Raw genomic sequence first — 26,316 nt, 5'->3', positions numbered from 1 at the left:
CGTTCATATTTTATTTTTTTGTCGTTCAGAAATCAGAAAGTTTTCCCACAGAGCCCCCTTGTCTTGTCGTAAACTTAGAGGTGTAAAATTTCCGATAACTGCATTTCTGATCCCCGTATCCAAAAAATATATCTTCTGGTTGGTTTTAATTTCATTACGAAGATTACGGCTAAAGCTTCCCAGCCTGAAAATGACATACGCTTTTTGTAAAAGGTCTATATACGCAGCAATTGTTTTTTATCTATTCCGATAAGTGACGCTAATTCGTTATAGCTTACTTCTTGCCCTAATTGCAGTGCCAACGCCTGCAAAATTTTTCAAGTACTTCGGGCTTTCTTATGCCGCCCATTGCTAATAGGTCTTTGTACAAATAACTTCCGGCCAATTCTTTTAAAGCCTCTTCTTCTTCTCCCGTTCGGTTAATTACATCGGGGTACATTCCGTACACAATTCTAAGCTCCAATTGTTGTTGCGCTTTAAGATATCCAGTCCCTGCTTCAAATTCTTTCCAGGAAATGGGCCATAATTCATATTCCCATTTTCTGCCTGTAAGCGGTTCTTTTAAAGTATTCGATAGTTCCAATGCAGAGGAGCCGCTAACAATAAGTTGTACATCTTTGAAAATATCTGTAATTATTTTAATGTAAGGCCGATGTTTTCGATGCGTTGCGCTTCATCAATAAAAACAATTTTGTGATTCCCTATAAGCGCCCTCAACTGTTCTGTATTAGCATTCGTCAAAAGGCTACTGGCTGTTGGGTCGTCGCAATTTAAAAATAAATAGGACTTGTTTTCAAGTATATGCTCAATAAGAGTTGTTTTACCAACCTGTCTTGGGCCAAAAATTACAATAGCTTTTTTTTTGCCAAACTTTGATTCAATCTCGCTTTTAATGCTTCTTATATACATAGACTAGAATTGTTCCCCAAAAATACTAATATTTAGGGATTACGATCCCTGAAAATAATAATATTTGGGGATTATATTCCCTGGAAATACTAATATTTGGGGAATAGATCGTTATTGTTTGGGTTTCCTGCTTCCTGTAACTGCTTTCGAAACGAGCTTATCACCGAAGCGGTTTTTAATATCGTCTACCGCTTTGTACAGGTTTAATTTATTGTGCTGGTCGTTAAACAGGTTCATTTGCATACCGGTGTCTACCAGTTGACTGAAGCGCACGCCAATCAAGCGAATAGCGCGGCCTCGCTGGTAAAATTTATCGAACATATCTTTAGCTTTTTCAATCAATTCATCGTCTAAAGAGGTGTAGGGGATAGTTTCCTGCTTGCTGGTCGTCTCAAAATCATCATACCGTACTTTAACGGTAAGGCACCCGGTTAGTTTTTCATCCTGCCTGAGATCGTAGGCATTTTTTTCGGTAAGTCTTACCAATTGGCTATGGATGAACTCGATGTTGGTTTGATTTTCGTGAAAAGTAGTTTCATGGCTCATGCTTTTCTGGTTCCACTCAGTTGTTAACTCAGCACTGCCCAAACCATGTGCTTTTTGCCATAACTCCTTCCCCCATTTGCCCAGCTTTCTCTCTAATATAGCAACCGGTGTTTGTGCAATATCTTTGATGGTGTGAAGACCGATATTCCTAAGTCGTTGTTCCGTTTGCTTACCCACCCCATTGATTTTTTCAATCCCCATCGGCCAGAGAAACTCCTTTTCTTTTCCGTGCGGAATTTCCAGGAAGCCATTGGGTTTGGCTTCATTAGTGGCTATTTTGCTGATGAATTTAGCAGATGAAAGGCCGCAGCTGATGGGCAGCCCTGTTTCGTTGATAATAAATGTGCGAAGTTGCTGGGTGTATTGGCTCACATTGAAAAACCGGTCCATTCCTGTAAGATCGCAATAAAACTCATCTATAGATGCTTTCTGAAAGAGGGGTACTTTAGAGGCAATGATATCTGTTACCATTTTGGAGTAATGGCTGTATTGCTGGTAAGTGCCTTTTAACACTACGGCCTGTGGGCATAATTTCATCGCAGTAGCCATTGGCATGGCGGAGTGCACACCAAATTTCCTGGCTTCGTAGCTACAGGTAGATACCACACCCCGGTTGGCCGATCCTCCTACAATAACCGGCTTACCTTTTAATTCAGGCCGAAGCAATAGCTCTACCGAAACAAAAAAGGAATCCAGGTCAAAATGGGCGATATAAGGTTTGGGATTGTTCAATGAACAAAATTAAAAATTATAGCTTTGTTGTGCCAGGAAACATTTGCCCGTTTTTATTTTTTTAAAACCAACTCAATGAAACTGTTTTTGCCATTTTTATTTGCGATAGCAGTAATTACAGATTGTTCAAAAAAAGCAATCCAGACTGTGATGCTCTTTGGATCAGTAAAATGAAACAACAATGGGGATTTGTATCCAGCTGCAGTCCTGAGTTTAAGCATTACCTGGGTAAAGGTATATACCAATCAACAACTATTTATTATACCAGCATTAGTTGTGCAGCATGTGATGTAGCCCAACCACAGTTCGGAGTGAATTGCGCGGGGGATTCTATAAAAATCAATAATTGGAATGATGTGAAGGATGCCCGGGTTATCGCTACCTGCCGGGATCTTTAATGTTGATTATTCAGGATGTATTTTTTGATCATAACGATTTGTCCCAAATGATAATGAACATGTTCTACCTGTCCCTGAAAGTTCTTATAGGCGCTGGAATGGCCGGGTAGTATTGGGTTGTACAGGCTGCCTATATCATAGCCCTCGATAATGGTAGCCAGTTCCTCTGCTGAATGAATATTATCTTTTTTAAATCATCCCAATCTGCATCATTTGTTAAAACAGGTGCGTTCATCCCGTTTTTATCATTGATTTCCGGTTCTATATTCTGACCACGAAGCGCTACAATACGGTTCCAATAAGTAATATGGTGCAATAGCATAGCAATACTATTGGGAGAGAAAGACGTAACGGTGGTAGCCTGAACCCAGTTGATATCTTTCAGGATACCGGTAATACTCACATCTGTCCAGTTGCCACCTCTGTGTACTTCTACCAAATGATTGGCGATATGCTGTTTTATGTTCATACCCGCAAATGTACGGGCCTGTTGTGGATAAGCCCGGTCCCCATTTTATTTTTAAGTTAAGATAAATAGATGTCCAGCAGGCCATCGGGGAGGGATACATAGACTATCTTAGCCTTGGCATCTACTTTCTGCAGTGTTTCTTCATGTAGCGGTATTAAAACTTCTTTGCCTTCAACGTTCAATCTGCAGAGAACCTGGTGAGGTTGTTCAATAATTTCTTCAATCTGTCCCAGTTCTTTACCATTATCGCTGATGATGTACCCGATGAAGCTGATCACCGAGTTTTTAGCCGCGTGCTTTTCAAAATCTGCTGCCGCCAGCCAAACCTCTTTTTGTACAATAGAGCGGGCCCCTTCTACAGTGTCAAGGCTTTCCAGTTTGACAAAGGTTTCCGTTTCACTTTTGATTTTAGCAGTTTCCAGGAACCAGGGTAAATAACTACCGGTTTTATCTTTAATGAACAGGGTTTTAAGGTCCTTAAGCGCTGTTCGCTGACCAAGAGCGTGCTTCAGTACTACTTCGCCTTTAAGGCCGTGTGTGCCGGCAATTTTGCCGATGCTAATATAGTTAGGAGTTGGCGATTGTGCCATAATGCTGCAAAATAAGGGAAAATAAAAAAGCGATCCGGTTTATCGCCGAATCGCTTTTAAATTTTTGTTCCATAAGCTAATTAAGCTTCTCCGCCTTCAGCATTTGCCTCAGGTGCAGGAGATTCTGCTTTAGGTTCAGCTACTTTACGAGGAACGGCACTGGCTACTCTGCGTTTAGCTCTTCTTTCGTCGATAGCCTTCTGCTGGCGCCTTTTAATGTGCTCTTCATGCTCTGCACTCCATGTTGTGAACTTCTGCATTGCTGCAGTTTCATCAAACAGACCCAATTTTACACCACGTAATAAGTGCTTCAGGTATAATACTCCTTTAAAGCTCAGGATACGGCGAACGGTATCAGTAGGTGTTGCACCTTTGTTCAGCCACTCCAATGCTTTCTGACGATCCAGCTCAATTGTAGCAGGAATAGTCAAAGGGTTGTAAGTACCTAATTTTTGAATAAATTTACCATCGCGAGGGCTTCTGGCATCAGCAACAACGATGAAGTAAAAGGGCCTTTTCTTAGAGCCGTGTCTTTGCAATCTAATTTTAGCTGCCATTTTAAATAGAAATTTAAGGCGTTAAAAAATAATTATTAAATCCCAAACCAAAAGGGTTTATCAGTTGATTTGGGGGATCAAAGGTATACAAACTTTTATGTAAACCGAACACAAAACTTTTTAAAAAAGAAAATATTTTTAAGTTTTTACGATTTATTATGATTTGAAACCTTGCGATGCGTCAAGGCCACGGTTCCAACCGTGGCCTTGACCTACAAAAACAGGTTTAAATGCTTAGAATGGCTTTTTCATTCCTCCGAGGCCTCCAGGCATCATTTTGCCAAAAGCCCCCATTTTATTCATATTTTTCATCATATCGCGCATTTGCTCAAATTGCTTCATAAATGCATTTACTTCAGCAATGTCTTTACCGCAACCAAGTGCTATGCGCTTACGGCGACTTCCGTTAATCAGATCTGGATTACCACGTTCTTCGGGGGTCATCGAATCAATAATGGCTTCGATACCTTTAAAGCTGTCATCGCTGATGTCAAGATCTTTAATTTGTTTGCCTACGCCGGGTATCATGCCCAAAAGATCTTTCATGTTCCCCATTTTTTTGATCATCTCCAGCTGGGCCTTGAAATCTGCAAAGTCGAATTTGTTTTTGCGGATCTTGCTCTCGATCTTTTTAGCCTGTTCTTCATCAAATTGCTGTTGGGCGCGTTCTACCAATGAGGTAATATCACCCATACCCAATATACGCTGAGCCATCCTTTCGGGATAGAAAACATCCAGCGCATCCATTTTTTCACCATTGCTGACAAACTTAATAGGTTTGTTTACTGTGTATTTAATGGAAATGGCGGCACCACCACGGGTATCACCATCTAATTTGGTCAACACCACACCGCTAAAGTCCAGGCGCTCATTAAACGCTTTGGCAGTATTTACGGCATCCTGCCCCGTCATGCTATCTACCACAAAAAGAATTTCCTGTGGGTTCACCGAGTTTTTAATATTAGCTACCTCGGTCATCATCTGCTCATCTATAGCTAAGCGACCGGCAGTATCAATAATAACTACGTTTTTATTTTTGCTTTTAGCACTGGCTACAGCAGTCTGGGCTATACTTACCGCGTCTTTATTCTCTAATTCGATATGCACCTCAACACCAATCTGTTCTCCCAATACGCGGAGCTGCTCCATCGCCGCAGGGCGGTAAATATCTGCCGCTACCAGCAAAGGGTTCAACCCTTTCTTGGTTTTCAAAAAGTTAGCCAGTTTACCGCTAAAAGTGGTTTTACCGCTACCTTGTAAGCCAGCGATCAATATTACAGCAGGATTACCCTTGGCGTTAAAAGGCGCTTCTTCGCCACCCATCAACTCAGTTAGCTCGTCTTTTACAATTTTTACCATTAACTGGCCGGGGCTAACGGCGTTAAACCTTTTCCCCAACAGCTTTGTCCTTTATTTTATCGGTAAAATCTTTCGCTATTTTATAGTTTACGTCCGCATCTACTAATGCGCGGCGAATTTCTTTACGGTGGATGCTACGTTAAGCTCGGTTATCCTTCCCTGGCCTTTCAGGTTCTTAAAGGCGGTATCTAATTTATCCTGTAGATTATTGAACATACTATTTTGAATATCCTGTTTTTACAAAATGTGCGCAAATATACCACTTTTTAAGTGGGTTAAGGATAGTTGTACGCCAGCTGAAACCTGCATGGGAATTGAACATAATGGCAGCATTCTGAACATATACAGAACGACCTTGATAAAAATAAATTTTGTTTGTTTGATAAATTTTATATAATTGCGACTTATTGAGTAATAATATTTCGTGACGATGAGTAAACAGAAGTTCACTTTGGAGTATCCCGTTCGCTGCTCCCCAACTATATTGTATGAGTTTTTAGCTACCTCTAACGGGTTGGGAGAATGGTTTGCCGAGCACGTAGATGAACGTGACGGTAAGTTCTATTTTGGCTGGAACGGTACTTACGAAGAAGCGGAAGTGCTGGAGCAGGAAGAAGAGAGCTTTATCCGTTTTAAGTGGGCTGCCTCACCGAAAGACGAATATTTTGAGTTTAAGATAGAAAAATCTGAAATAACCAACCAAACTATACTGGTGATCACCGATTTTGCCGAAAAAAGGGAAATAAAGGATCAAAGCCAGCTTTGGGACTACCAGGTGAAAGACCTTTTTCATAGGTTGGGTAACTAATTGAGTTAACTGGCGGGAGTTGACAGATGACAGTGTTTAGCTGCCATCTCCAATTATTGTTACGATAAATTCAAACTGCTGCATTAGTATTTCGATTGCATTTTCAATGTTATTGATACTGGTTTGGATTGCTATTTTTATAAAAGGAGCTTCCTTGATTATTGTCTCAAAGCGCTCCCGGTCTATGGATTCAATAGGTAGGTAAGAGCTGTTATTAATGTCGTGTACCCATTCATCTCCGCTGTAGCATATTTTTAAAGGTTCTTTTTGCAGGATTTCAAAAGCATTGAGCAGTTGTTGCCCTGCTTTTTGTTGCCATAAGCCAGAAAGATGCAGCGTAGTACTAAAAAAACGACCCCACCAAAACAAAGTTCGCACGGCAAAAATGTTTCCTTTTATAAAGTGGCGGGGATTGTCTAAAACAATCCAGGGTAGCCCAAGGTAATTTTCTCCACGCGATATTTTCCCTCCTGGTTTTAGTACATCTGCGGGTAATGCACGTGATTGGATGGTTAACTGCTGCCAGTTGTAAAGTTCCTCAAACGCCTTTTTGATATGCAGCAGAATTTCATTCTTTGTTAAAATCCAGCCGGCATTGGTAACAAGCTTTATATGCTGGGGCGAAAGACTTATTTTTGCTAATTGCATCAGGTAAAGATATACTATTAAGCAGGTGAAGAAGTTAGATAAACTCATTATAAAAGCTTTTATTGGTCCCTTTGTGGCCACTTTTTTCATTACGCTGTTTGTGTTGATCATGCAGTTCTTTTGGCTGTGGATAGATGATTTTGTAGGAAAAGGATTGGACGCAGCTACTATTTTAAAGTTTATCTGGTATCAAAGTGCCGTTTTAATTCCCCTTGCCTTACCCTTATCCGTTTTACTTTCTTCGTTAATGACTTTTGGTAACCTGGGTGAGAGTTTTGAGCTGGTGGCTATTAAGTCAGCCGGCATTTCACTTTTACGTTTTATGCGGCCATTGTTTGTTGTGGCCAGTTGTATTGCGCTGGGTGCCTTTCTTTTTGCCAATTATGTAATACCGGTAGCCAACCTGAAGTCGAGAACCTTATTAGCTGATATTGTATTGGCAAAACCTGCGTTTGCCATTAAAGAAGGTGTTTTTTTGATGGTATTGACAAGTTTGCCATCAAAATCGGTAAAAAAAGCCAATGACTCTATCATCAGGGATGTGATTGTTTACCAGTCAGGCGATAATGGCCTGCAGGATGCGTTCCTGATTGCTAGGGACGGTGTTATGAAGCCTTCGGCGGATAAGCGTTACCTGGATATCGTATTTAAAAACGGCTGGCGATATGAGGAGCGCGGAAGTAAAGAAGACTCTACGACCGATTATATAAGACTGGGTTTTAAGGAGTATAAAATGCAGATGGACATCAGCTCCTTTAAGTTTACCAAAACCGATGATAGTGCCAATGTTAATAATGAGCGGATGTACAATATGCGGCAATTAGACGTGGCGATTGACTCCATCAGCAAGTTTAACGGGGAAATATCCAAAAATTTTGAAGCTACGATGTATTCGAACTTCATGATTTTAAACTATAGGGACAGCGTTACTAAAGGCATTAAGATTCCTGACTCTATTTTCAATTTCAAAGCAAATATCGACGCCTACATGGGCGTTAAAAAAGATAGTACAAAAGCGCAGAAAGATTCAGCAAGGGCAAAGGTAAAGCTGGATAGTACCAGGCAGAAGCTGAAAGCAGATTCGCTGAAGCGCGTGGCCCGGAAAGATTCTATTCGTTTTAAAAAAATAGCGGATTCAACCCGGCGCAAGGCAAGGAGAGACTCCTTAAAAATGGGACTGAGACCTCTTTCACCACCACCTCAACGGAATATTAGCAAGGATAGCCTGAAAAACAAAAAGCCGGATACTTCTGCCAGGTCTGCAACTACGGCAAAGGATACCGCGAAAAATAAAAAAGATACTTCAAGCCATAAAAAGATAGCCTGACCAAAGCTGCGGCGAAAGTGAAGCCGGTGAAGAAGGATCCTAACAGCTTTACAGCCTTATTGCCTGATAGTGCGCGACAGCAAATACAGGACCGCGCATTAACGAGTTTGGAGAGTTTCCGTAATAACCTGGAGATGAATGGCAACAATATCGTAGAGCAGGCAAAAACTTTGCAGAAGTATAAAATAGAGTGGCATAAGAAAATTGCCTTAGCATTGGCTTGCCTTGTACTATTTATGATCGGCGCTCCTTTAGGTTCCATCATCCGGAAAGGGGGCTGGGAACACCTATGATATTTGCCATTATTTTCTTTATGGTGTTCTATTTTGTTTCTACCCGGAGAAAAGCTGGCCAAAGAAATGGAAATGAGTGCATTTTCGGGACTGTGGCTTTCCACTTTCGTACTGGTTCCGGTGGGAGTATTCCTGATTTATAAAGCTATGCACGACTCCAACTTATTCAACAAAGAGTTTTATACTCGAATGAAGCGAAAAATATTAAAGAAGTTAGGTAGACAATCCTGATAACTGAATACCAATAGAACGCTGCCTACAGTAGTGAGCAGTAATTGGTGTGGAATATCCCCCAACTTTAGATTATTTTTTTCAATAAAGCAATGCTAAATTGCTTCTTCCGCCTGCGGTAATTAATGAATGAGAAATTTCATGTAAATTTGTAGACTATTACATATGCTTACCAAAAAATCTCAATACGCATTTAAAGCTTTAACGTACCTCGCCGACAGGCAGAAGGACGGACCTGTATTGATTTCTGAAATCTCTGAAAAAAAAAGATACCGCTTAAATTTTTAGAGAACATCCTGCTCGAGCTTAAAAAAGCTGATATCCTTGATAGTAAAAAGGGAAAAGGAGGCGGTTACTTCTTTAAAGTAGAGCCTTCGACTATAAAAATGGCAAAAATTATCCGGCTTATAGACGGGCCTATTGCCATGTTACCTTGCGTGAGCCTTTATTTTTACAAACGCTGCGATAACTGCAACGAAAAGCATTGCGGTTTACATGATGCCATGGTAGAAGTGCGCGACGCTACCCTGGCAGTGCTTGAAAGTAAAACGCTCGCAGATCTGAGAGATTAGCATGAGCCAACAGATGGTCGAATCTCTACGAACAGCAGTTTTGGTTCTCCATTTCTCTATATTCCACCCAATGGTTAAAATACGGGTTTAAAAATTTATCTGTAAATCAATTAGTTAACATTTTTTTGGCAGAATTTTGAGCTATTACGGGACATAAAAATGGCACTTTTAGGATAATACTCTACCAAGTTGGTGGGTTATAAAAAATGGCTTATATTTGCCATCCACTTTTAAAATTACAATACTATGTCATTAAGATTAGGCGATATCGCACCAGACTTTACGGCACAATCAACCGAAGGTGAAATCAATTTTCATGAGTATTTAGGCGAAGGTTGGGGAATTTTATTCTCTCACCCTGCAGATTATACGCCGGTTTGTACTACCGAATTAGGCAAAACAGCCTTATTGAAAGAAGAATTTGCAAAACGTAATACGAAAGTATTAGCAGTTAGCGTTGATGCACTGGATAGTCATTTCGGCTGGAGAAATGATATCAACGAAACTCAGAATACCAATGTTGAGTTTCCGATTTTAGCTGATCCTGAAAGAAATATTGCAACTTTATATGATATGATCCACCCTAATGCTTCTGAAAAAGCAACGGTGCGTTCTTTGTTCATCATTGGCCCTGATAAAAAGTAAAATTAATTATCACTTACCCCGCTTCTACAGGTAGAAACTTTACTGAAGTTTTGCGTGTGTTGGATTCTCTGCAATTAACAGCGAACCATAGCGTAGCAACTCCTGCAGACTGGACACATGGTGAAGATGTAATTGTGGTACCTGCTATCAGCACAGAAGATGCAATCCAAAAGTTTCCTAAAGGTGTAAAAGTGGTAAAACCTTACCTGCGTTATACACCACAACCTAATTTATAGTTCATAGACAATAGTTCATGGTTCATGGCGTTTGCTATGAACCATGAGCCATAAACAATGAACCCGGAATGTTTACAGAACAACAAATACACGATATCGAAAACGCTTCTATTGCAGAAGCTATAGAAATAGTGGCAAAACAGTTCCCCGATGGCGGAACTGTTTTTTCTACTTCACTAGGACAGGAAGACCAGGTGCTTACTCATGTAATTGCCCGCAATAACCTGCCTGTAAAAATATTTACGCTCGACACGGGGCGTCTTTTTACGAACACTACGAACTACTCGAAAAAACAAATGCACGTTACAAAACCAATATCCAGGTATACTTTCCTGAAGCGCGGATGTTGAGCAATTTGTAAATGAAAAAGGGGTTAACGCCTTTTTTGAATCTGTTGAAAATCGTAAAGAATGTTGCTTTATCCGCAAGGTGAAACCTTTAAACAGGGCTTTACAGGGCGCTAAAGTATGGATCACCGGCTTAAGAGCCGATCAGTCGGATAACAGGAAGGATATGAAAATGCTGGAATGGGATGAAGCCCGCCAGTTGTATAAGTTTAATCCGCTGATACATTGGACTTACGAGCAGATGATCGACTATATTAAGGAAAACAATATTCCTTACAATCCGCTACACGATAAAGGTTTTATCAGTATCGGTTGTGCGCCTTGTACCCGGCTATTGAGCCGGGAGAAGATGCGCGTGCCGGTCGTTGGTGGTGGGAAGTGTCGCATAAAGAATGCGGTCTTCATGTTAACAGCTAAAATAATTTTGAGCCCGGCTTTAAGAATAGTTAGCATCGGTTTTGCCACGCTCGGTTGATCGTTCCGGTTATATGGCAACCATGCATCGCAATTTATCCTGAGCTTGTCGAAGGGGTCCGGTTTAAAGCTCAACCAACATACAATCGATTGTCGTCTTCCTTTCTCTTGCAGAAATGGGAGCTGGGAGACTAATAAAATAAAAATGAACAAATACGAATTAGACTATTTAGAGCAGTTAGAAGCCGAGAGCATCTTCATCATGCGCGAAGTAGCTGCACAGTTCGAAAAACCAGCCTTACTTTTCAGTGGTGGTAAAGATTCTATTACCCTGGTTCAGCTAGCCAAAAAAGCTTTTGCTCCGGGTAAAATTCCCTTTCCTTTAGTACATATTGATACCGGGCACAATTTTCCTGAAGCTCTGGCATACCGCGATAATCTGGCCAAAGAGCTGGGTGCGGAATTGATCGTACGTAAGGTGGAAGATACCATCCGCGAGAAAAAGCTGACCGAGCCGAAGGGTAAATTTGCGAGCCGTAACTGGTTGCAAACGCATACACTTTTAGATACCATCGAAGAATTTAAGTTTGACGCCTGTATCGGTGGCGCCCGCCGTGATGAAGAGAAAGCCCGCGCTAAAGAACGCATCTTTTCTGTTCGTGATGAGTTTGGCCAATGGGATCCGAAATTACAACGTCCCGAACTGTGGAATATTTATAATGGCCGTATCCACAAGGGGAAAATGTACGCGTCTTCCCCATCAGTAACTGGACAGAGCTGGACGTTTGGAGCTATATCAAGAAAGAAAAGGTACAGTTGCCATCTATTTATTTTGCGCACGATCGTGATGTATTGATACACGAAGGTCAGTTGATCGCCGTTTCTGATTTTATAACCATCGATGAAGATGATGTGATCGTTAATAAACGTGTGCGTTATCGTACCGTAGGTGATATGACCTGTACGGCGGCCGTTGAGTCCAGCGCTTCTACGCTTGATGAAGTAGTAACCGAAATAATGGCCACCCGTATATCAGAGCGCGGTGAAACCCGTATTGATGACCGCGTTACAGAAGCCGCGATGGAGGATAGGAAAAAGGGGGGGTACTTTTAGTAAAGTTGATTAGTTGATCGGTTGACTAGTTAACTAGGTAAATCACTAAAGCTAATCACCAATCAACAAGTTAACGAATCAACGAGTAAACTATGTCTTACCAAAGTTTCGAAGATCTGGAAGTATGGAAAGCGGCAAGGGGTCTAAAAAAGGAAATCTCGGCACTGACCAAAAAGTTTCCGGATATAGAGAAATTTCGACTTTCGGATCAATTGATAAGAAGCTCACGCTCTATAGGTGCACAAATATCCGAAGGACACGGAAGGCATACCATACCAGACAGATTGCGGTTTTGTGTTATTGCAAGAGGCTCTCTGAGTGAAACCCTAAACCACTTAATTGATGCTCTTGATGAAGAATATATAACGGAAGAACAAATAAATTATTTTAGAAAAAGAATAGAAGAGGTTGGAAAGTTGCTTAATGGTTATATCACCTATTTGAATGGTAAAAAATAACAGCATTAACATCAAATCAACTAATCAACTAATCAACTAATCAACAAAAATGGACATCCTCAGATTTATAACCGCCGGTAGCGTAGATGATGGGAAAAGTACACTTATCGGTCGTTTATTATACGATAGCAAAAGCATATTGGTAGACCAGCTGGAAGCGCTGGAAAAGCAATCTAAAAATAAAAACGCTGACGGTATTGACCTGGCATTGCTTACGGACGGATTGCGTGCAGAAAGAGAGCAGGGTATTACTATTGATGTGGCTTATCGTTACTTCAATACACCTAAAAGAAAGTTCATTATCGCTGATGCACCCGGGCACGTGCAATACACCCGTAATATGATCACCGGGGCTTCTAACTCCAGCCTGATCATTATCCTGATAGATGCGCGCTCAGGTGTAATAGAGCAAACCCGCCGTCATTCGATCATTGCGTCTTTATTGAAAATGCCGCATGTAGTAGTAGCGATCAATAAAATGGACCTGGTTGATTTCTCGGAAGAACGTTATAACGAGATTAAAGCCGATTACGAGAAGGTAGCATCGCAGCTGGGTTTGAGCAATGTTACTTATATACCTATCGCCGCTTTACACGGAGATAATATAGTAGAGCCTTCTGCTAAAATGAGCTGGTTTAAAGGGCAACCTTTATTGCAATTTTTGGAAGAAGTAGAAGTGTCTGAAGATATCAATCATACCGATCCCCGTTTCCAGGTACAATATGTTATACGTCCTCAAACAAAAGAATTGCATGACTACAGAGGTTATGCAGGACAGGTGGTGAGCGGTGTGTAAAAAAAGGAGATAAGATAACCGTATTGCCGGCAGGCATTGAAACAACGCTGTCAAAAATTGAAATTGCCGGTGAGGAAGTTGAAGAAGCTTTTGCTCCGCAGGCAGTTGTACTGCATCTGGCTGATGATATAGATGTAAGCCGTGGCGATACATTTGTTCGCAGCGATAATCAGCCCAAAACAGAAAGTGAAATAGAAGTGATCCTTTGCTGGCTGGATAATAAGCCGCTGATACAGGGTAATAAATATTTCCTTCAACACAAAGGGCGTACTATACGTACCATTGTGAGAGAAATTGAATATAAACTGGACGTAAATACTTTAGAACATACTGAGGTTACAGAAAATGTGAAGCTGAACGAGGTAGTGAAGGCGAAAATCAAAACCGCTCAGCCTTTGGTATACGATCCGTTTGATAAAATCAGTGATTACGGTAATGCGATATTGGTGGATGAAACCAGCAATAGCACGGTAGCCGCTGTTTTACTATCTTAAAAGCATTTTGAACAATGATCCTTTCACATCCTACAACAAGCCATTTAAATCCGCCGCAGCCAGGTGTAGGCTCAGTGGTATTGGCCGCTGCCGGTCCTGGCGATCCTGATCTGATCACGGTAAAAGCAGCCAATGCTTTACGTGAAGCTGAAGTGGTTTTGATAGACCGGCTGGTGAGTGAAGTGATACTGCATCGCTATGTGTCTGCTAATGTTGAAATAGTGAGGGTGGGTAAAGAATGTCGCAACAATATTTCAACACCTCAGCAGGTGATCAATGAATTAATCGTTGATTATGCATTACAGGGTAAACGGGTGGTTCGTTTAAAAGGCGGAGACGTATCTATCTTCTCTAATGTTTTAGACGAACTGCAGGTATTGATTGCCAACAAAATTCCGTACGAAATTATACCGGGCGTTACGGCATCTTTAGGAGCTGCTGCTTATGCCGGTATTCCTTTAACGGCTCGCGGTTATGCAACTTCAGTAAGGTTTTTAACTTACTATAAGTCTGATATTGTAACTGACGAACATTGGCAGGACCTGGCTAAAACCAACGATACGCTGGTTTTTTATATGTCGTCCGGAACGCTTGGAAATGTTGTAGAAAAGCTCCAACAATTCGGCGTTCAAAAAGATGTACATGTGGCGGTGGCAGAGCAGGCAACTACCTGTTATCAGCGTATACATGAGTGCAATATTTATGATTATGATGAAGTGTTGGCAGAAAAGAAATTTGTTTCTCCTTCGCTGGTGATCATCGGTAAGGTAGTGGCGTTACATCAACAATTTAAATGGCTGAAAAATAGTGAGCACGAGGAGCAATACTTTGTTCCGGTAGGAGAAGGAATCCAAAACATCAATGAACTTAATAAACCAATAAAGCATGTTATCTGAAGATAAACTGCAGAAGATTAAAGAATTTACTTCTACACTTTCCAGGGAAGAACTGATCTGGCTGAACGGTTATATTGCCGGTCAGGCTGGCGCATTACAGGGCGGGCTTCCTTCATCGGGAACTCCTGCAGCACTGAATAAGAAAATTACACTGGCATACGGTACCGAAACCGGTAACTCTAAAAAACTGGCTACTCAACTGGCTGGTATCGCCAAGAAAAAAGGCATCGGTGTTAAACTGGCCGGACTGGATCAGTACAGGTTTACCGATCTGGCTAAGGAAGAGTATTTCTTTGTCGTGATCAGTACACAGGGCGAAGGCGAGCCTCCGCTGCTGGCTAAGAAGTTTTATGATCAACTGCACGAGCAGGCTGTAGAGCTGAAGAAAATGAAGTTTGGCGTATTGGCGTTGGGTGATACGTCCTATGCTCAGTTTTGTAAAACCGGAGAGGATATCGATGCCCGGCTGGAAGCTTTAGGAGCTCATCGCATGTTGCCTTTGAAAAAATGTGATGTGGACTACGAGGAAGATTCCCTGCATTGGATAGACAATGTAGCTACAGTATTGCAGACCAGCGTGGGAAGCGTACCGGCTGTCGTAGCTCCATTGGTTGAAGATAAAAAGCCTGCTGGTAAAAAACATTATAATGGCATTATCGTTACCAATATCAATTTAAACGATAGAGGAAGCAATAAAGAAACGTATCATGTAGAGATCAGCACCGATGAAGACCTGGATTACCTGCCGGGCGATGCTTTGGGCCTGATTCCTGCTAACTGTGATGCAGCTGTAGAAGAAATCATTGCATTAACTGGTGTAGACCCTGAACTGCAAATACAAACTGCAAAGGTGAAGGCTCCGGTACGTGAGCTGCTAAAGAAGCATTTAAATATATTATACCCGCTTAAGTCTACCATAAAGCAGTATGCTGCTATAACGGGCTATGAGATTCCTGAAGAGCTGAGGTTAAGCATTCCTGACCTATTGAAGAAATATCCTATAAAGGCTGCGGCTGCTTTTGAGGAAGTGATTAAGATCTTAACGCCCCAGGCGCCAAGATTGTATTCAATCTCGTCAGCACCCGGAAGCCATGGCTTAGGGAGATACATATAACGGTGAGCAAGGACGAATATTATGTAGAAGACGATAAGCGCACCGGCGTGAGCAGTGAGTTCTTTTCGACTCACCCCACCGGTACAGAGTTTGAATTTTTTATACAGAAGCAAAAGCATTTCAGATTGCCTGCCAATGATAAAGATGTGATCATGATCGGCCCGGGAACGGGTATCGCACCCTTCCGATCCTTTATTGCTGAAAGAGATGCGCAGGGCGCTGAAGGACGTAACTGGTTATTCTTTGGTGAACAACATTTTGTTACCGACTTTTTGTACCAGACGGAATTACAGGACTACTTACAAACGGGCGCTTTAGCTAACCTGGATGTAGCCTTCTCGCGCGACCAGAAAGAGAAGATCTATGTACAGCATCGTATGAAGCAAAGGGGCGCTGAACTATATGACTGGATCAGCAATGGCGCTTATATGTATATCAGCGGAAAGCGGGAGCCAACCAGCAAAGACGTAGAAAAAATGCTTGTAGAAATTTTCAAAGAGCATGGTAATAAAACAGAAGAAGAAGCAGAGAAATACCTGCATCAATTAGTAGAAGAAGGCCGTTGGGAGAAGGATGTATATTAAGGAAGGTTAACAAGTTAAGATGTTGATAGTTTGAAAAGGACAACAGAGAATATGCCTTGTAAACTTATCAACTTGTAAACATATCAACACTAAAGTTAAATGAGCGAACAATCACCAGTAGAAAAGATAAAGATAGCAAGTAACGGACTGCGGGGTACTTTAAAGGAAAGCCTGTCTGACAGCTATACCGGCGCCGTTCGGGAAGACGATACCAACCTGATCAAGTTTCATGGTATGTACCAGCAGGATGACCGGGACAGACGCGAAGAACGTAGTGCCAAAAAGCTCGAATGGCTGTATTCCTTTATGCTGCGCCTGCGCTTACCAGGAGGTTTTCTGAAGCCGGAGCAATGGGTGGCGATGCACCATGTAGCGGGTGAGCATACTACCGGAACGATTAAAATAACTACCAGACAGACCGTACAGTTACATGGTATTTTAAAGTCGCATATTAAGCCAACGATGCAGTCTTTTAACCTGGCTGGTTTAGATTCTATTGCTACCTGCGGTGACGTAAACCGTAATGTTTGCTGTACTTCTAATCCTGGAGAATCTCCTGTTCATGATGAAGTATTTCAGTTTGCTGCAAAAATCAGCGAAATGGCCAAGCCTAAAACACAGGCCTGGTACGAGATCTGGATCGATAAAGAAAAAATAGGAGAGAAAACGGAAGAAGATCCCTTATATAAAGATCGTTACCTGCCCCGTAAATTAAAAATAGGTATAGCAGTTCCCCTAATAATGATGTAGATGTTTTTATCAATGATATAGCATTAATTGCCATCATAGAGAACGACAAGCTGGTAGGCTTTAACCTGGCTGCCGGTGGCGGATTGGGAACTACTCATGGCAATCCGAATACTTACGCAAGATTGGCGACTGTATTAGGATTTGTGGAGAATGATGAAGAGAAAATATTAAAAGCTGTTTACGAAACGATCACCGTTCAACGTGATTTCGGTAATCGCGCAGACAGGAAGCTTTCGCGTTTAAAGTATACCGTAGACAAGCTGGGTGTTGATAAATATCGTGAAGAAATTGAAAAGCGTTGCGGCTTTAAGTTAGAGCCTGCCCGCCCTTACACTTTCACCGAAAGAATAGACCGGTACGGTTGGACACAAAGCGCAGATAAAAAATGGCATTATACGGTATTTGTGGAAAATGGTCGTGTATTAGACGGTGAAGGGATTGACTTCAAGACGGGCCTGCTTAAAATAGCGGAGTTGGGTAAATGTAATTTCCGCTTTACGGCCAATCAGAATGTAATTCTTACGGATATCAGCTCTAAAGACAAAGCAGCTATAGAAGTATTATTGAATGAATATGGCATTATAGAGCACACAGATAAAGCAGGCGCTTTGAGAAAAAATGCCATTGCCTGCGTGGCTTTTAACACCTGCCCGCTGGCATTAGCAGAGGACAACGTTATTTGCCTACTTTGATCTCCAAGCTGGAGCCTATATTGGAAAAGCATAGCATGCATAATGATAATATTGTTATGCGTATGACAGGTTGCCCCAATGGATGTGGCAGATCTCCTAATGCTGAAATAGGCTTTGTAGGTACCGCTTATGGTAAATATAATCTGCACATAGGCGGCGATAGGTTAGGCGAAAGACTGAATACGAAATTCAAAGATAGTTTGAATGAAGACCAGATACTTACAACGCTCGATGAATTGTTTGGAGTTTACAGCAAAGAGAAAAAAGATAACGAAACTTTCGGCGATTTTTCTCACAGGAAATGGATTCTATAATAGAGTTAAAAAGTTGATATGTTTGTTAATTAAAAAGTAGTATTTTCCTTGTCAACATTTCAACTCATCAACATTTAACTATTAAGAAATGAGCAGTAAGAATTTTATAAAACTCCTGTTACAAAATAATGCTAAACTAGGTAACCTGCCTGATAAGGACCTGGCACACCAGTTTATCGATGATATCTTTCAATTTCTGTTTATACCTAAAACAGGGGTAAATCAGAAAGAAAGTGATTTGGAGAAAGGCTTTTATTCGCTGCAAAGTCACCTGGCCACATTAATATACGATGTGGTGAATGATGGAGCTAAGTCTCAGCAAGCTGTTGAAGTTTTCTTTGCCGCATTGCCTGATATTTACGCAACCCTGCAGGATGATGCAGCAGCGTTCGTAGCAAATGATCCTGCAGCATTGAATGTAAGCCAGATATTGCAAACCTACCCAGGTTTCTATGCCATTGCGGTTTACCGTATTTCAAACCAGTTACGTAAACAAGGTATACGTGGTTTACCCAGACTTTTTGCTGAATACGCGCATAGTAAAACGGGCATCGATATTCATCCGTATGCAACTATTGGGAAAAACTTTTTATAGATCATGGTACCGGCGTTGTTATCGGGGAAACTTCGGTAATTGGCAATGATGTTAGAATGTACCAGGGCGTAACCGTAGGTGCGTTGAATTCGGCAAAAACAAAAAAAAAATCCAAAAGGCATCCGACTATCGAAGACAATGTAATTATTTACTCAGGAGCTACTATTCTGGGTGATATTACTATCGGGAGAGATTGTGTTATTGGAGGAAACGCCTGGGTTACTTTTAGCGTACCACCCAATTCCCTGGTATATAATCAAAGTGAAGTAGCCGATAAAGACAGCTTTTCGCATAAGGATTCTGTCAGCAAAATTTTAAAGACCACTAAAAAAGAAATAGTGTTATTAGGCCGGCTGGCTGCTACTATCGTTTTGCTATCTGCCCGTCCGTTCAGGAGAGTGTCAGATTTTTGTTTTGCAGAACATAGCTGAACAGTTTTAACTCGTACATCGTACAATTTATACATCGTACATTAATTGAGCGAATCTTCACATACTAATGATAAGGCTGATATTGGAAACAATCTGTTCCCGGTTTTTTTGAAGCTGGAACAATTGAAGCTTTTAATTATTGGTGGTGGTAATATTGGGTTAGAAAAACTGCAGGCGGTAGTTAAGAATGCGCCTGCAACGCAAATAAAGCTTGTTGCCATCCAAATAAGCGATGCTGTTCGTGAATTTGTAGCACCTTATTCAACTATCGTATTGGAAGAAAGAGCTTACCAAAAAGCAGATATAGAAGCCGCTGATTTGGTAATTGCGGCAGTAAACGATTTACAGGTAGCGCAACAGGTAAGAGAAGATACCATAGCTTTTGAGAAACTGGTGAATGTGGCTGATAAGCCTGAGCTTTGCGACTTTTACCTGGGCTCTGTTGTAAAGAAAGGTAATCTTAAGATAGCTATTTCTACCAATGGGAAATCCCCAACTATCGCCAAGCGTTTGAAGGAAACACTAAATGAAGCAATACCTGATGAGATAGATGATGTGCTGGATAATATGCAGGCCTTACGTAATAAGCTATCAGGCGATTTTGATCATAAGGTAAAAGTGTTGAATAATGTGACACGCTCTTTGGTTGAAAACCCGGACGAAGCTTTAAAAGCATTTGAATCAGAAACGGAGCCGGCTGCGGAAATAGTGGAGTCTGCTGATGTAGTCGCTAAAGCGCAAAAGAGTACCAACTGGTACCTCATCATATTAGGAATCGTATTGTTGGTTGGTTTAAGCATATATGCGTTATATGCATTTGATCTTGTTGATGATATTCTGCTGGCGTTAAATAAAGATCATCATTTATTTTACTGGATGTTGCTCACGGGTTTTTTGGCCGAAATAGTGGCCGGCTCTATGGGCATGGGGTATGGCGTGATATGCACCACTATCCTGTTGATGCTTAATGTACCTCCACCTGTAGTAAGTGCCAGCATTCATTCTGCTGAGTCTTTTACTACAGCAGCGGGCAGCATCAGCCATTTCAGGTTAGGTAATGTCAACAAAAAGCTGATCAAGGCGCTGGCGTTACCGGCAATTATAGGCGCTGTAATAGGCGCTTTGTTGTTGAGTTATGTAGGGGAGAAATATGCTGCAATTACTAAACCGTTTATCGCGGCTTATACATTATATCTCGGGGTAAGAATTCTGACCAATGTATTTAAAAGCAAGGAGCGGAAAATCGAAAAGAAAAAAACAAATATTCCTTTGCTGGGATTAGTGGGCGGCTTTATCGACTCCTTTGGCGGCGGCGGTTGGGGACCGTTGGTTACAGGCACTTTTATCAAAAATGGCAGAACACCCCGTTATGTAATAGGCAGTTCTACTGTTGCTAAATTTATTCTTACGGTTACCAGCGCTGTTACTTTTATTTTTACCATCGGTATCCATCATTGGAATATTGTTGCCGGCCTTCTGATAGGGGGCATCATCACTGCTCCTTTTTCTGCAATGCTTACCTCCCGCTTACCGGTAAGGAAAATGTTTTTGGTGGTAGGTGTTCTGGTTATAGTAATGAGCCTTATTACTATTTGCAAGGCATTGTTTCTGTAAAAGAGAATGTAAAATAAATTTTCAGAACAGGCGACTTATTTTGCGAATCTATTGATTGACTGCATATTTCAAGTTGTCAAACAATCGTTCAATCAGTCTCCTTTCTTTGATAATAATTTCGACAGTACCTTTAGCTTCGTGTTTGAACTCTATAGATTTTCCATAATTTGTTATAAGTTGCAGGTTGTGGCAGGCTGATTCAATAGTAATGACTTTCGAATAGAAGGGATTAAAATAGGAGGTCTAACACATGAATTACTTTGCTAACTTTATTATCTTGTCATCATAATCATTTTAGTCAATGGTACTGTATTCGCTCAATTATAAAAGGTATACTCCTTTTCATTTCTTAATTGCTATTTTGTTGACGGTTATAATAGGGGCTATGGCTTTTATATATGATACAAATTACATTTTCAAAAAAGCATCATTTATCTACTCTTGATCTTAACGATATGGTTTTTTGCATGGCTTATTAATGTTCATTTAAAAAGATCAAGGGTGGAGCTATTATTTAACGATGAAGCACTAATCTTTAATACTTTGAAGAATGGTCAATATATAGATATTACTGTTCCGTTTTCGAAGATTTCTAAGTATTCAATACTATACTCGAATACCAGGGCATGTTCTGTAGAATTCGTAATGGACGACAAGCAGGCACACTATTTTAATTTCCATGATAAAACAGTACAGAAAGGGCAAGCTCCTATTTCCGAAGCTGTAGGGCATGAAGCCTTATCATTTTTAGGACAGGTCTAAGTTAGACAAATTGGTGATTGTTCATTTAAAATATATGATTGTTGGTTAAATGGTTGATCAGGGTTCTGCTGTTGCCGTTCAGTCATATGTTTTAAATGAAGTGCCCCCGGCAGGGCCGACTGATGGGCCTTTGCCGGCGTTTGATTGTTTAACGATTGATGCGGCATTAGGTGGTTGTAGCCATGCTGCCACTCATCGCTGAGTATTCTGAGTTCCTCTAATGATTCAAACAAATACGCATCTAGCACATCTTCTCTGTATGTTCTGTTTAATCTTTCTATATAGGCATTTTGCATCGGCTTGCCGGGTTGTATGTATTTAATAATTATTGATCGATCACTGCACCATTCACTAAAAGCTTTTCCGGTGAACTCTGGCCCATTGTCTACTCTTACTTGAAGAGGCTTTCCTCTTTCTGCAGTGATCTGCTCCAGTATCTCAGTTACTTTCTGACCGGTGATAGAATAATCGCACCATACTGCAAGTGACTCTCTCGTACAGTCATCCACCACCTTAAATATGCGCAATTTTCTACCGCTCACCAGGCTATCAGACATGAAGTCCATACTGTAACTTTGGTTGGGCAGTAATTGCTTTTGAAGCGGTTCTTTGATTCGTGAGGGAAGCCTTTTCTTATGCCTTCTGCGCCTGCACAGGTTCATCTCACGATACACACGTAGCACACGGCTTCTGGCCCATTTGTTTCCTTCAATGCGGATGATCGCATAGTACTTATCAAAACCTCGTGTTGGAAAACGATCCGCCAAAGAACTAAGCTTATCGATAATGGCGCTATCATCCTTACCACTTCGATAATACCAAAGAGAGCGTTGCAAATGAATTACTCTGCAAGCCCTGCCAACACTAATGGATTGTTCTTTAATTACAGATTCCGCCAGCTCTCGTTTTTGACAGGGCTTTATAACTTTTTTCGATAATGTGTTTGGCAAGCTGATGATCAAGCATCAACTCTGCATACATTTGTTTAAGGCGGCGGTTCTCGTCCTGAAGAGCCTTGAGCTCTCTGATATGGCTGGAATCCATGCCGGCATACTTCTTACGCCAGTTATACAATGTTGCTTTGCTTATGCCATGCTCCCGACACAGCTCCAGGGCCTCGCGGCCACCTTCGTACTGCTTTAAAATCGACGCTATTTGCGTCTCGCTAAATCTTTGCTTTTTCATATCTGACAGTTTAAAATTAACTTATTCAAGTCTAATCTTCAACTGTCCTAAAAACACGGAAGGCTACAGGCAGATTCTAAAGAGTATAAATAAATATAACGCAACTATAGAGGGCAAAATTGAAAGAAATTATGGATTTTTCGCAACAAAAAAGGACTTTATACTATTATTGGTGGCTCTTTGATAGGACTATTTATGTGTATATTTATTTTAAAAGGCGCTAAAGGGCTTCTAACAGTTCCTTTATTTCTATTTTTTTATCAATGGCTATTTCGCAACGCCAAAAAGAACTTAATGATGGAAAGGATAATTTAGTTTAATTCAACAAATTTGTAAAACAACGATTGCAATCACATCAAATAACATTAAATCTAACGTACATGAAAAAGAAACTAAAGCTAGCTTTTGAGCAGTTGGAGATGCATATGGACTTATTATCCTATAAAAAGGAATTTTTTAAAAATTAGTCTACTTTTTTGTGGACTAATTTAGAGCCCCTATATTTGCACTCAGTTTAAAAAATATGTACACACAAGAGTATTATAAGAGTTGTTGTTGTAGCGCCTTTTCAGGTAAAAGCTGTTGTTGCTGTTAATACAAGACCAACTATTTTTTATAATATTAGTCTACATAAATAATAGACTTTGTAAAAGCCCATTTTTTTAATAATCGATACGCCGGGCATGCAAGCTCTATATCACCAGAATTTATCAAAGCACAGAACAATGAAACAAAAACAATCGAGCCAATTAAAACTAACATTACTTATTTTAGCCTTTCTGCCGTTGCTGGCAAATGCACAGCTGGCTGGTAAAGTAGTCAACGAAAATAATGATCCTCTTCCAGGGGCGAGCGTAGTAATTAAAGGTACTACACAGGGTACAACAACTGATGGTGCAGGTATTTTTACTTTATCACAGGTTCCTAAAGTGCCTTTCACCGTTACGGTATCATCAGTTAATTATGCAATACGAAATATAGCAGTCAGAAATCTTCAGGATTCGCTTATCGTGAAACTGCAGGTATTATACCAGACAGATACCGTTGTTATTACTTCCAGGCGTCGCCGCGAGGTATTACAGGATGTGCCTATTAATGTATCAGTAGTAGGTGGTAAACAGATCGAGGAATCGGGTGCATTTAACGTTACCCGTGTGAAAGAGATTGTACCTTCTTTACAGATGTATACTTCCAACCCAAGAAATACCGGTATTAATATACGTGGTTTAGGTTCTCCGTTCGGCCTTACTAACGACGGTTTGGATCCGGGTGTGGGTTACTATGTAGATGGAGTGTATTATGCACGTCCTGCGGTTGCCACACTTGATTTTGTAGACATTGAAAGAATAGAGGTATTGAGAGGTCCGCAGGGAACATTATTTGGTAAAAACACTACTTCCGGTGCTATTAATATTACTACACGCAAGCCAAGTTTTGTACCAGGCGGTAATCTCGAAGTAAGCTACGGTAACTTCGGATTTATACAGGCTAAAGCCTCAGTAACAGGCCCACTAACCAAAAGATTGGCAGCCCGGGTGTCTTTCTCCGGAACACAAAGAGACGGAACAGTGCACAATATCGCCACGGATAAATATACAAATGATATCAACAATTTAGGACTACGTACACAGTTCCTGTATAATGTTTCAGACAATACATCTGTTACTTTAGCGGGTGAATATAATAAGCAGAGACCTGATGGTTATGCACAGGTGGTAGCAGGTGTTGTTACAACAAAAAGACCAGCTTACAGGCAGTTTAACGCGATAACTTCTGACCTGAATTATACCTTGCCCAACATTAATAAAGCAGGTCAGGTAGACGCTTTTATGCGCGTGATCGATCATGATACACCATGGAACTCAGGTAATGAAATCGGAGGCGCATCTGTTAATATCGATAGTAAGATAGGACCAGGTACACTTACTGCTACTACAGCATGGCGTTATTGGAACTGGGATCCATCTAATGACAGGGATTTTACAGGCCTACAGGCTTTGGCTAAATCTCAAAACCCTGCCAAACATAAAAATATCTCCCAGGAGATCAGGTATGCCGGCGATATTACAGACAGGCTGAGCGGTGTTATTGGGGTGTTTTACCTGGGGCAGGAGGTGAAAATTGACGGAACAGAAGAGTCTGGTCGCGATCAGTGGCGCTTTTCACAAAGCTCTACCAGCGCACTTTGGAAAACTCCGGGTCTCTTCGAAGGCTATGGTATAAAAACGAATTCATCTATTCGCTCTAAAAGTGCTGCGGTATTCGCTAACGTAGATTGGGAGTTTATTGATCATTTCCATATTCAGCCAGGCATACGATTGAATTATGATGAAAAACAGGTTGTATATGATCGTAAAACCTACGGTGGTTTACAAACAACAGATGCTGCGCTACTGGCATTAAAAAATGGAGTATACAGCAACCAGTTTTATGAGGCAGATGCTTATGAGCGTAATGCTACCTACCAGGTAACAGTGGCTTACAGGCCTTCAAGAAAAATAAATGCTTTCGGTACTTTTTCTACCAGCTATAAACCGGTAGGTGTAAATGTGGCAGGTTTGCCAACAGTGAACGGACAACCTGCAACAGACCTGGCGGTTATCAGACCTGAATATACCAAGCATTATGAAGTGGGTGTTAAAACGAGCCTGACTGCAGATCTTACCTTCAATATAGCAGCTTATAACTCTGATATTAAAGATTACCAGACCAACGTACAATCGGCTGAGCTGGGTGTAAACAGGGGGTATATTGCTAATGCAGATAAAGTGCGTGTAAGAGGTATCGAAGCAGATGCATCTTACCGCCTGAATCATCACTTTAATTTCTACGGGGCCTTGGCTTATTCTGAAGGTATTTATGTAAAATTCACAAATGCCCCTTTACCATTGGAGGAAACAGGAGCTACCAATGCAGAAAATGTACAGGTAGCATTTAAGGATATTTCTGGTGGTGCAATACCAGGTATTTCCAAATGGGCAGGTTCTTTAGGCGGTGAATATTCCACACCATCGTCTTTATTCGGAAGAGCTAACCGTTTCTTTATAGGAGCTGATTTCTTTGCCCGTTCAGGTTTTTCTTCCAGCCCTTCTCCATCGGCCTATTTAAATGTAGCCGGTTATGGACTGGTGAATGCGAGACTTGGATTTAGAGCTACAAAAGGATTCTCTGCTTTCGCCTGGGGACGTAACCTCTTAGATAAAGGCTATTTTGAACAATTGTTACCTGCAGGTGGTAACGCAGGACATTACGCCGCGTTTTGGGTGATCCCCGTACTTTCGGTGTGACCCTGAGCTATGCTTTTAACTAATAGCATCGTTTATTACCTTTTAGGTTTTTCATATATTTTTTATTTTGGCAATCGATTATAGGCGTGCTGTTTTTACAGCGGGCCTTTTTTATTTTTTTAAACCTTTTAATCTTTTAATAGTCAAACT

General features: G+C 41.0%; 32 protein-coding genes and 3 pseudogenes. 25 read left to right on the top strand and 10 right to left on the bottom strand.

Annotated features, from left to right (window positions below):
* Positions 1-3: 3 nt before the first annotated feature.
* The 3 genes and pseudogenes from MKP07_RS42085 to dinB all read right to left on the bottom strand — a co-directional run bounded on the left by MKP07_RS42085 (position 4) and on the right by dinB (position 2,187).
* Positions 4-231, bottom strand: coding sequence for a DUF4143 domain-containing protein (locus MKP07_RS42085; RefSeq protein WP_394803626.1), 228 nt, complete (start codon positions 229-231; stop codon positions 4-6).
* A gap of 55 nt (positions 232-286) precedes the next feature.
* A pseudogene (locus tag MKP07_RS04115) lies at positions 287-909 on the bottom strand (ATP-binding protein).
* A gap of 111 nt (positions 910-1,020) precedes the next feature.
* Entirely contained in the window at positions 1,021-2,187 is a 1,167-nt protein-coding gene (gene dinB, locus MKP07_RS04110) for a DNA polymerase IV (RefSeq protein WP_240845163.1), read from the bottom strand.
* 170 nt (positions 2,188-2,357) lie between these two features.
* Here dinB and MKP07_RS04105 point away from each other — a divergent pair, with 170 nt between their 5' ends.
* Complete coding sequence (locus tag MKP07_RS04105) at positions 2,358-2,585, top strand: hypothetical protein (protein WP_240845161.1); 228 nt, start codon at positions 2,358-2,360, stop codon at positions 2,583-2,585.
* Positions 2,586-2,715: 130 nt separating this feature from the next.
* Here the strand turns inward: MKP07_RS04105 and MKP07_RS04100 are convergent, their stop codons facing one another.
* The 5 genes from MKP07_RS04100 to MKP07_RS43620 all read right to left on the bottom strand — a co-directional run bounded on the left by MKP07_RS04100 (position 2,716) and on the right by MKP07_RS43620 (position 5,639).
* On the bottom strand, positions 2,716-3,054 hold the full coding sequence (locus MKP07_RS04100) for a hypothetical protein (protein WP_240845159.1): 339 nt from the start codon (positions 3,052-3,054) through the stop codon (positions 2,716-2,718).
* Between the two features lie 56 nt (positions 3,055-3,110).
* A complete protein-coding gene (rimM, locus tag MKP07_RS04095) occupies positions 3,111-3,644 on the bottom strand; it encodes a ribosome maturation factor RimM (protein WP_240845157.1) in 534 nt (177 codons plus the stop codon).
* Between the two features lie 80 nt (positions 3,645-3,724).
* Complete coding sequence (gene rpsP / locus MKP07_RS40985; protein ID WP_317235768.1) at positions 3,725-4,201, bottom strand: 30S ribosomal protein S16; 477 nt, start codon at positions 4,199-4,201, stop codon at positions 3,725-3,727.
* Between the two features lie 234 nt (positions 4,202-4,435).
* Positions 4,436-5,599, bottom strand: a complete 1,164-nt coding sequence (gene ffh / locus MKP07_RS04085) for a signal recognition particle protein (protein WP_240845155.1) — start codon at positions 5,597-5,599, stop codon at positions 4,436-4,438.
* Positions 5,583-5,639 carry a hypothetical protein gene (locus tag MKP07_RS43620; RefSeq protein ID WP_240850646.1) on the bottom strand — a complete coding sequence of 19 codons (57 nt, stop codon included), beginning with the start codon at positions 5,637-5,639 and terminating at the stop codon, positions 5,583-5,585. The genes ffh and MKP07_RS43620 overlap by 17 nt, the downstream gene beginning before the upstream one ends.
* A gap of 351 nt (positions 5,640-5,990) precedes the next feature.
* Here MKP07_RS43620 and MKP07_RS04075 point away from each other — a divergent pair, with 351 nt between their 5' ends.
* A complete protein-coding gene (locus MKP07_RS04075; RefSeq protein WP_240845153.1) occupies positions 5,991-6,368 on the top strand; it encodes an START-like domain-containing protein in 378 nt (125 codons plus the stop codon).
* 36 nt (positions 6,369-6,404) lie between these two features.
* Here MKP07_RS04075 and MKP07_RS04070 read toward each other — a convergent pair whose 3' ends face one another.
* Positions 6,405-7,064, bottom strand: a complete 660-nt coding sequence (locus MKP07_RS04070; protein WP_240845151.1) for a hypothetical protein — start codon at positions 7,062-7,064, stop codon at positions 6,405-6,407.
* On the opposite strand from MKP07_RS04070, the gene MKP07_RS04065 reads away from it, so the two are divergent.
* The 22 genes and pseudogenes from MKP07_RS04065 (at position 7,042) to MKP07_RS03960 (ending at position 21,694) form a co-directional block, all read left to right on the top strand.
* Entirely contained in the window at positions 7,042-8,343 is a 1,302-nt protein-coding gene (locus MKP07_RS04065) for an LptF/LptG family permease (protein ID WP_240845149.1), read from the top strand. The two genes, MKP07_RS04070 and MKP07_RS04065, sit on opposite strands and share 23 nt — an antisense overlap.
* Positions 8,344-8,369: 26 nt before the next feature.
* On the top strand, positions 8,370-8,636 hold the full coding sequence (locus MKP07_RS40980) for an LptF/LptG family permease (RefSeq protein ID WP_240845147.1): 267 nt from the start codon (positions 8,370-8,372) through the stop codon (positions 8,634-8,636).
* Between the two features lie 500 nt (positions 8,637-9,136).
* A complete protein-coding gene (locus MKP07_RS04055) occupies positions 9,137-9,439 on the top strand; it encodes an RrF2 family transcriptional regulator (RefSeq protein WP_317235943.1) in 303 nt (100 codons plus the stop codon).
* A 246-nt stretch (positions 9,440-9,685) separates the two neighbouring features.
* Positions 9,686-10,084, top strand: coding sequence for a redoxin domain-containing protein (locus tag MKP07_RS43615; protein ID WP_240845145.1), 399 nt, complete (start codon positions 9,686-9,688; stop codon positions 10,082-10,084).
* Between the two features lie 56 nt (positions 10,085-10,140).
* Positions 10,141-10,320 carry a thioredoxin domain-containing protein gene (locus MKP07_RS43610; protein ID WP_240845143.1) on the top strand — a complete coding sequence of 60 codons (180 nt, stop codon included), beginning with the start codon at positions 10,141-10,143 and terminating at the stop codon, positions 10,318-10,320.
* A 68-nt stretch (positions 10,321-10,388) separates the two neighbouring features.
* On the top strand, positions 10,389-10,670 hold the full coding sequence (locus MKP07_RS04040; RefSeq protein WP_240845141.1) for a phosphoadenosine phosphosulfate reductase domain-containing protein: 282 nt from the start codon (positions 10,389-10,391) through the stop codon (positions 10,668-10,670).
* 49 nt (positions 10,671-10,719) lie between these two features.
* Positions 10,720-11,142: pseudogene (locus MKP07_RS04035) on the top strand (phosphoadenosine phosphosulfate reductase domain-containing protein); the annotation flags it as partial.
* 144 nt (positions 11,143-11,286) lie between these two features.
* Positions 11,287-11,937, top strand: a complete 651-nt coding sequence (gene cysD / locus MKP07_RS04030) for a sulfate adenylyltransferase subunit CysD (protein WP_240845139.1) — start codon at positions 11,287-11,289, stop codon at positions 11,935-11,937.
* Complete coding sequence (locus MKP07_RS43605; protein ID WP_317235942.1) at positions 11,841-12,194, top strand: phosphoadenosine phosphosulfate reductase domain-containing protein; 354 nt, start codon at positions 11,841-11,843, stop codon at positions 12,192-12,194. Before cysD ends, MKP07_RS43605 begins: the two co-directional genes overlap by 97 nt.
* A gap of 92 nt (positions 12,195-12,286) precedes the next feature.
* Positions 12,287-12,652, top strand: coding sequence for a four helix bundle protein (locus tag MKP07_RS04020; RefSeq protein WP_240845137.1), 366 nt, complete (start codon positions 12,287-12,289; stop codon positions 12,650-12,652).
* Between the two features lie 49 nt (positions 12,653-12,701).
* Positions 12,702-13,448 carry a sulfate adenylyltransferase subunit 1 gene (locus MKP07_RS04015; protein WP_240845135.1) on the top strand — a complete coding sequence of 249 codons (747 nt, stop codon included), beginning with the start codon at positions 12,702-12,704 and terminating at the stop codon, positions 13,446-13,448.
* A 23-nt stretch (positions 13,449-13,471) separates the two neighbouring features.
* Positions 13,472-13,942 carry an elongation factor 1-alpha C-terminal domain-related protein gene (locus MKP07_RS04010; RefSeq protein ID WP_240845133.1) on the top strand — a complete coding sequence of 157 codons (471 nt, stop codon included), beginning with the start codon at positions 13,472-13,474 and terminating at the stop codon, positions 13,940-13,942.
* 14 nt (positions 13,943-13,956) lie between these two features.
* A complete protein-coding gene (cobA, locus tag MKP07_RS04005) occupies positions 13,957-14,838 on the top strand; it encodes a uroporphyrinogen-III C-methyltransferase (RefSeq protein WP_240845131.1) in 882 nt (293 codons plus the stop codon).
* Positions 14,828-15,952 carry a flavodoxin domain-containing protein gene (locus MKP07_RS04000; protein ID WP_240845129.1) on the top strand — a complete coding sequence of 375 codons (1,125 nt, stop codon included), beginning with the start codon at positions 14,828-14,830 and terminating at the stop codon, positions 15,950-15,952. Before cobA ends, MKP07_RS04000 begins: the two co-directional genes overlap by 11 nt.
* Before the next feature lie 2 nt (positions 15,953-15,954).
* Entirely contained in the window at positions 15,955-16,536 is a 582-nt protein-coding gene (locus MKP07_RS03995; protein ID WP_240845127.1) for a flavodoxin domain-containing protein, read from the top strand.
* Between the two features lie 99 nt (positions 16,537-16,635).
* Positions 16,636-17,286 carry an assimilatory sulfite reductase (NADPH) hemoprotein subunit gene (locus MKP07_RS03990; protein ID WP_240845125.1) on the top strand — a complete coding sequence of 217 codons (651 nt, stop codon included), beginning with the start codon at positions 16,636-16,638 and terminating at the stop codon, positions 17,284-17,286.
* On the top strand, positions 17,247-17,978 hold the full coding sequence (locus MKP07_RS40975; protein ID WP_317235941.1) for an assimilatory sulfite reductase (NADPH) hemoprotein subunit: 732 nt from the start codon (positions 17,247-17,249) through the stop codon (positions 17,976-17,978). The genes MKP07_RS03990 and MKP07_RS40975 overlap by 40 nt, the downstream gene beginning before the upstream one ends.
* Complete coding sequence (locus MKP07_RS03980) at positions 17,966-18,292, top strand: hypothetical protein (RefSeq protein ID WP_240845123.1); 327 nt, start codon at positions 17,966-17,968, stop codon at positions 18,290-18,292. Before MKP07_RS40975 ends, MKP07_RS03980 begins: the two co-directional genes overlap by 13 nt.
* Before the next feature lie 88 nt (positions 18,293-18,380).
* Entirely contained in the window at positions 18,381-18,887 is a 507-nt protein-coding gene (locus MKP07_RS03975; protein ID WP_240845121.1) for a serine O-acetyltransferase, read from the top strand.
* A gap of 56 nt (positions 18,888-18,943) precedes the next feature.
* The gene (locus MKP07_RS03970; RefSeq protein WP_240845119.1) at positions 18,944-19,318 is read left to right on the top strand and encodes a serine O-acetyltransferase; all 375 of its coding nucleotides are present in this window, start codon (positions 18,944-18,946) and stop codon (positions 19,316-19,318) included.
* Between the two features lie 45 nt (positions 19,319-19,363).
* The gene (locus MKP07_RS03965; RefSeq protein WP_240845117.1) at positions 19,364-20,932 is read left to right on the top strand and encodes a TSUP family transporter; all 1,569 of its coding nucleotides are present in this window, start codon (positions 19,364-19,366) and stop codon (positions 20,930-20,932) included.
* A gap of 501 nt (positions 20,933-21,433) precedes the next feature.
* The gene (locus MKP07_RS03960) at positions 21,434-21,694 is read left to right on the top strand and encodes a hypothetical protein (protein WP_240845114.1); all 261 of its coding nucleotides are present in this window, start codon (positions 21,434-21,436) and stop codon (positions 21,692-21,694) included.
* Between the two features lie 134 nt (positions 21,695-21,828).
* Here the strand turns inward: MKP07_RS03960 and MKP07_RS03955 are convergent.
* A pseudogene (locus tag MKP07_RS03955) lies at positions 21,829-22,879 on the bottom strand (IS3 family transposase); the annotation flags it as partial.
* Positions 22,880-23,604: 725 nt separating this feature from the next.
* Between MKP07_RS03955 and MKP07_RS03950 the strand changes: the two are divergent.
* A complete protein-coding gene (locus tag MKP07_RS03950) occupies positions 23,605-26,166 on the top strand; it encodes a TonB-dependent receptor (protein ID WP_240845112.1) in 2,562 nt (853 codons plus the stop codon).
* Positions 26,167-26,316 lie beyond the last annotated feature (150 nt).

The organism is Paraniabella hibiscisoli (assembly GCF_022512515.1).
In the GTDB taxonomy this organism is placed as follows: Bacteria; Bacteroidota; Bacteroidia; order Chitinophagales; family Chitinophagaceae; genus Niabella; species Niabella hibiscisoli.
This window is presented reverse-complemented; position numbering and strand designations above follow the sequence as displayed.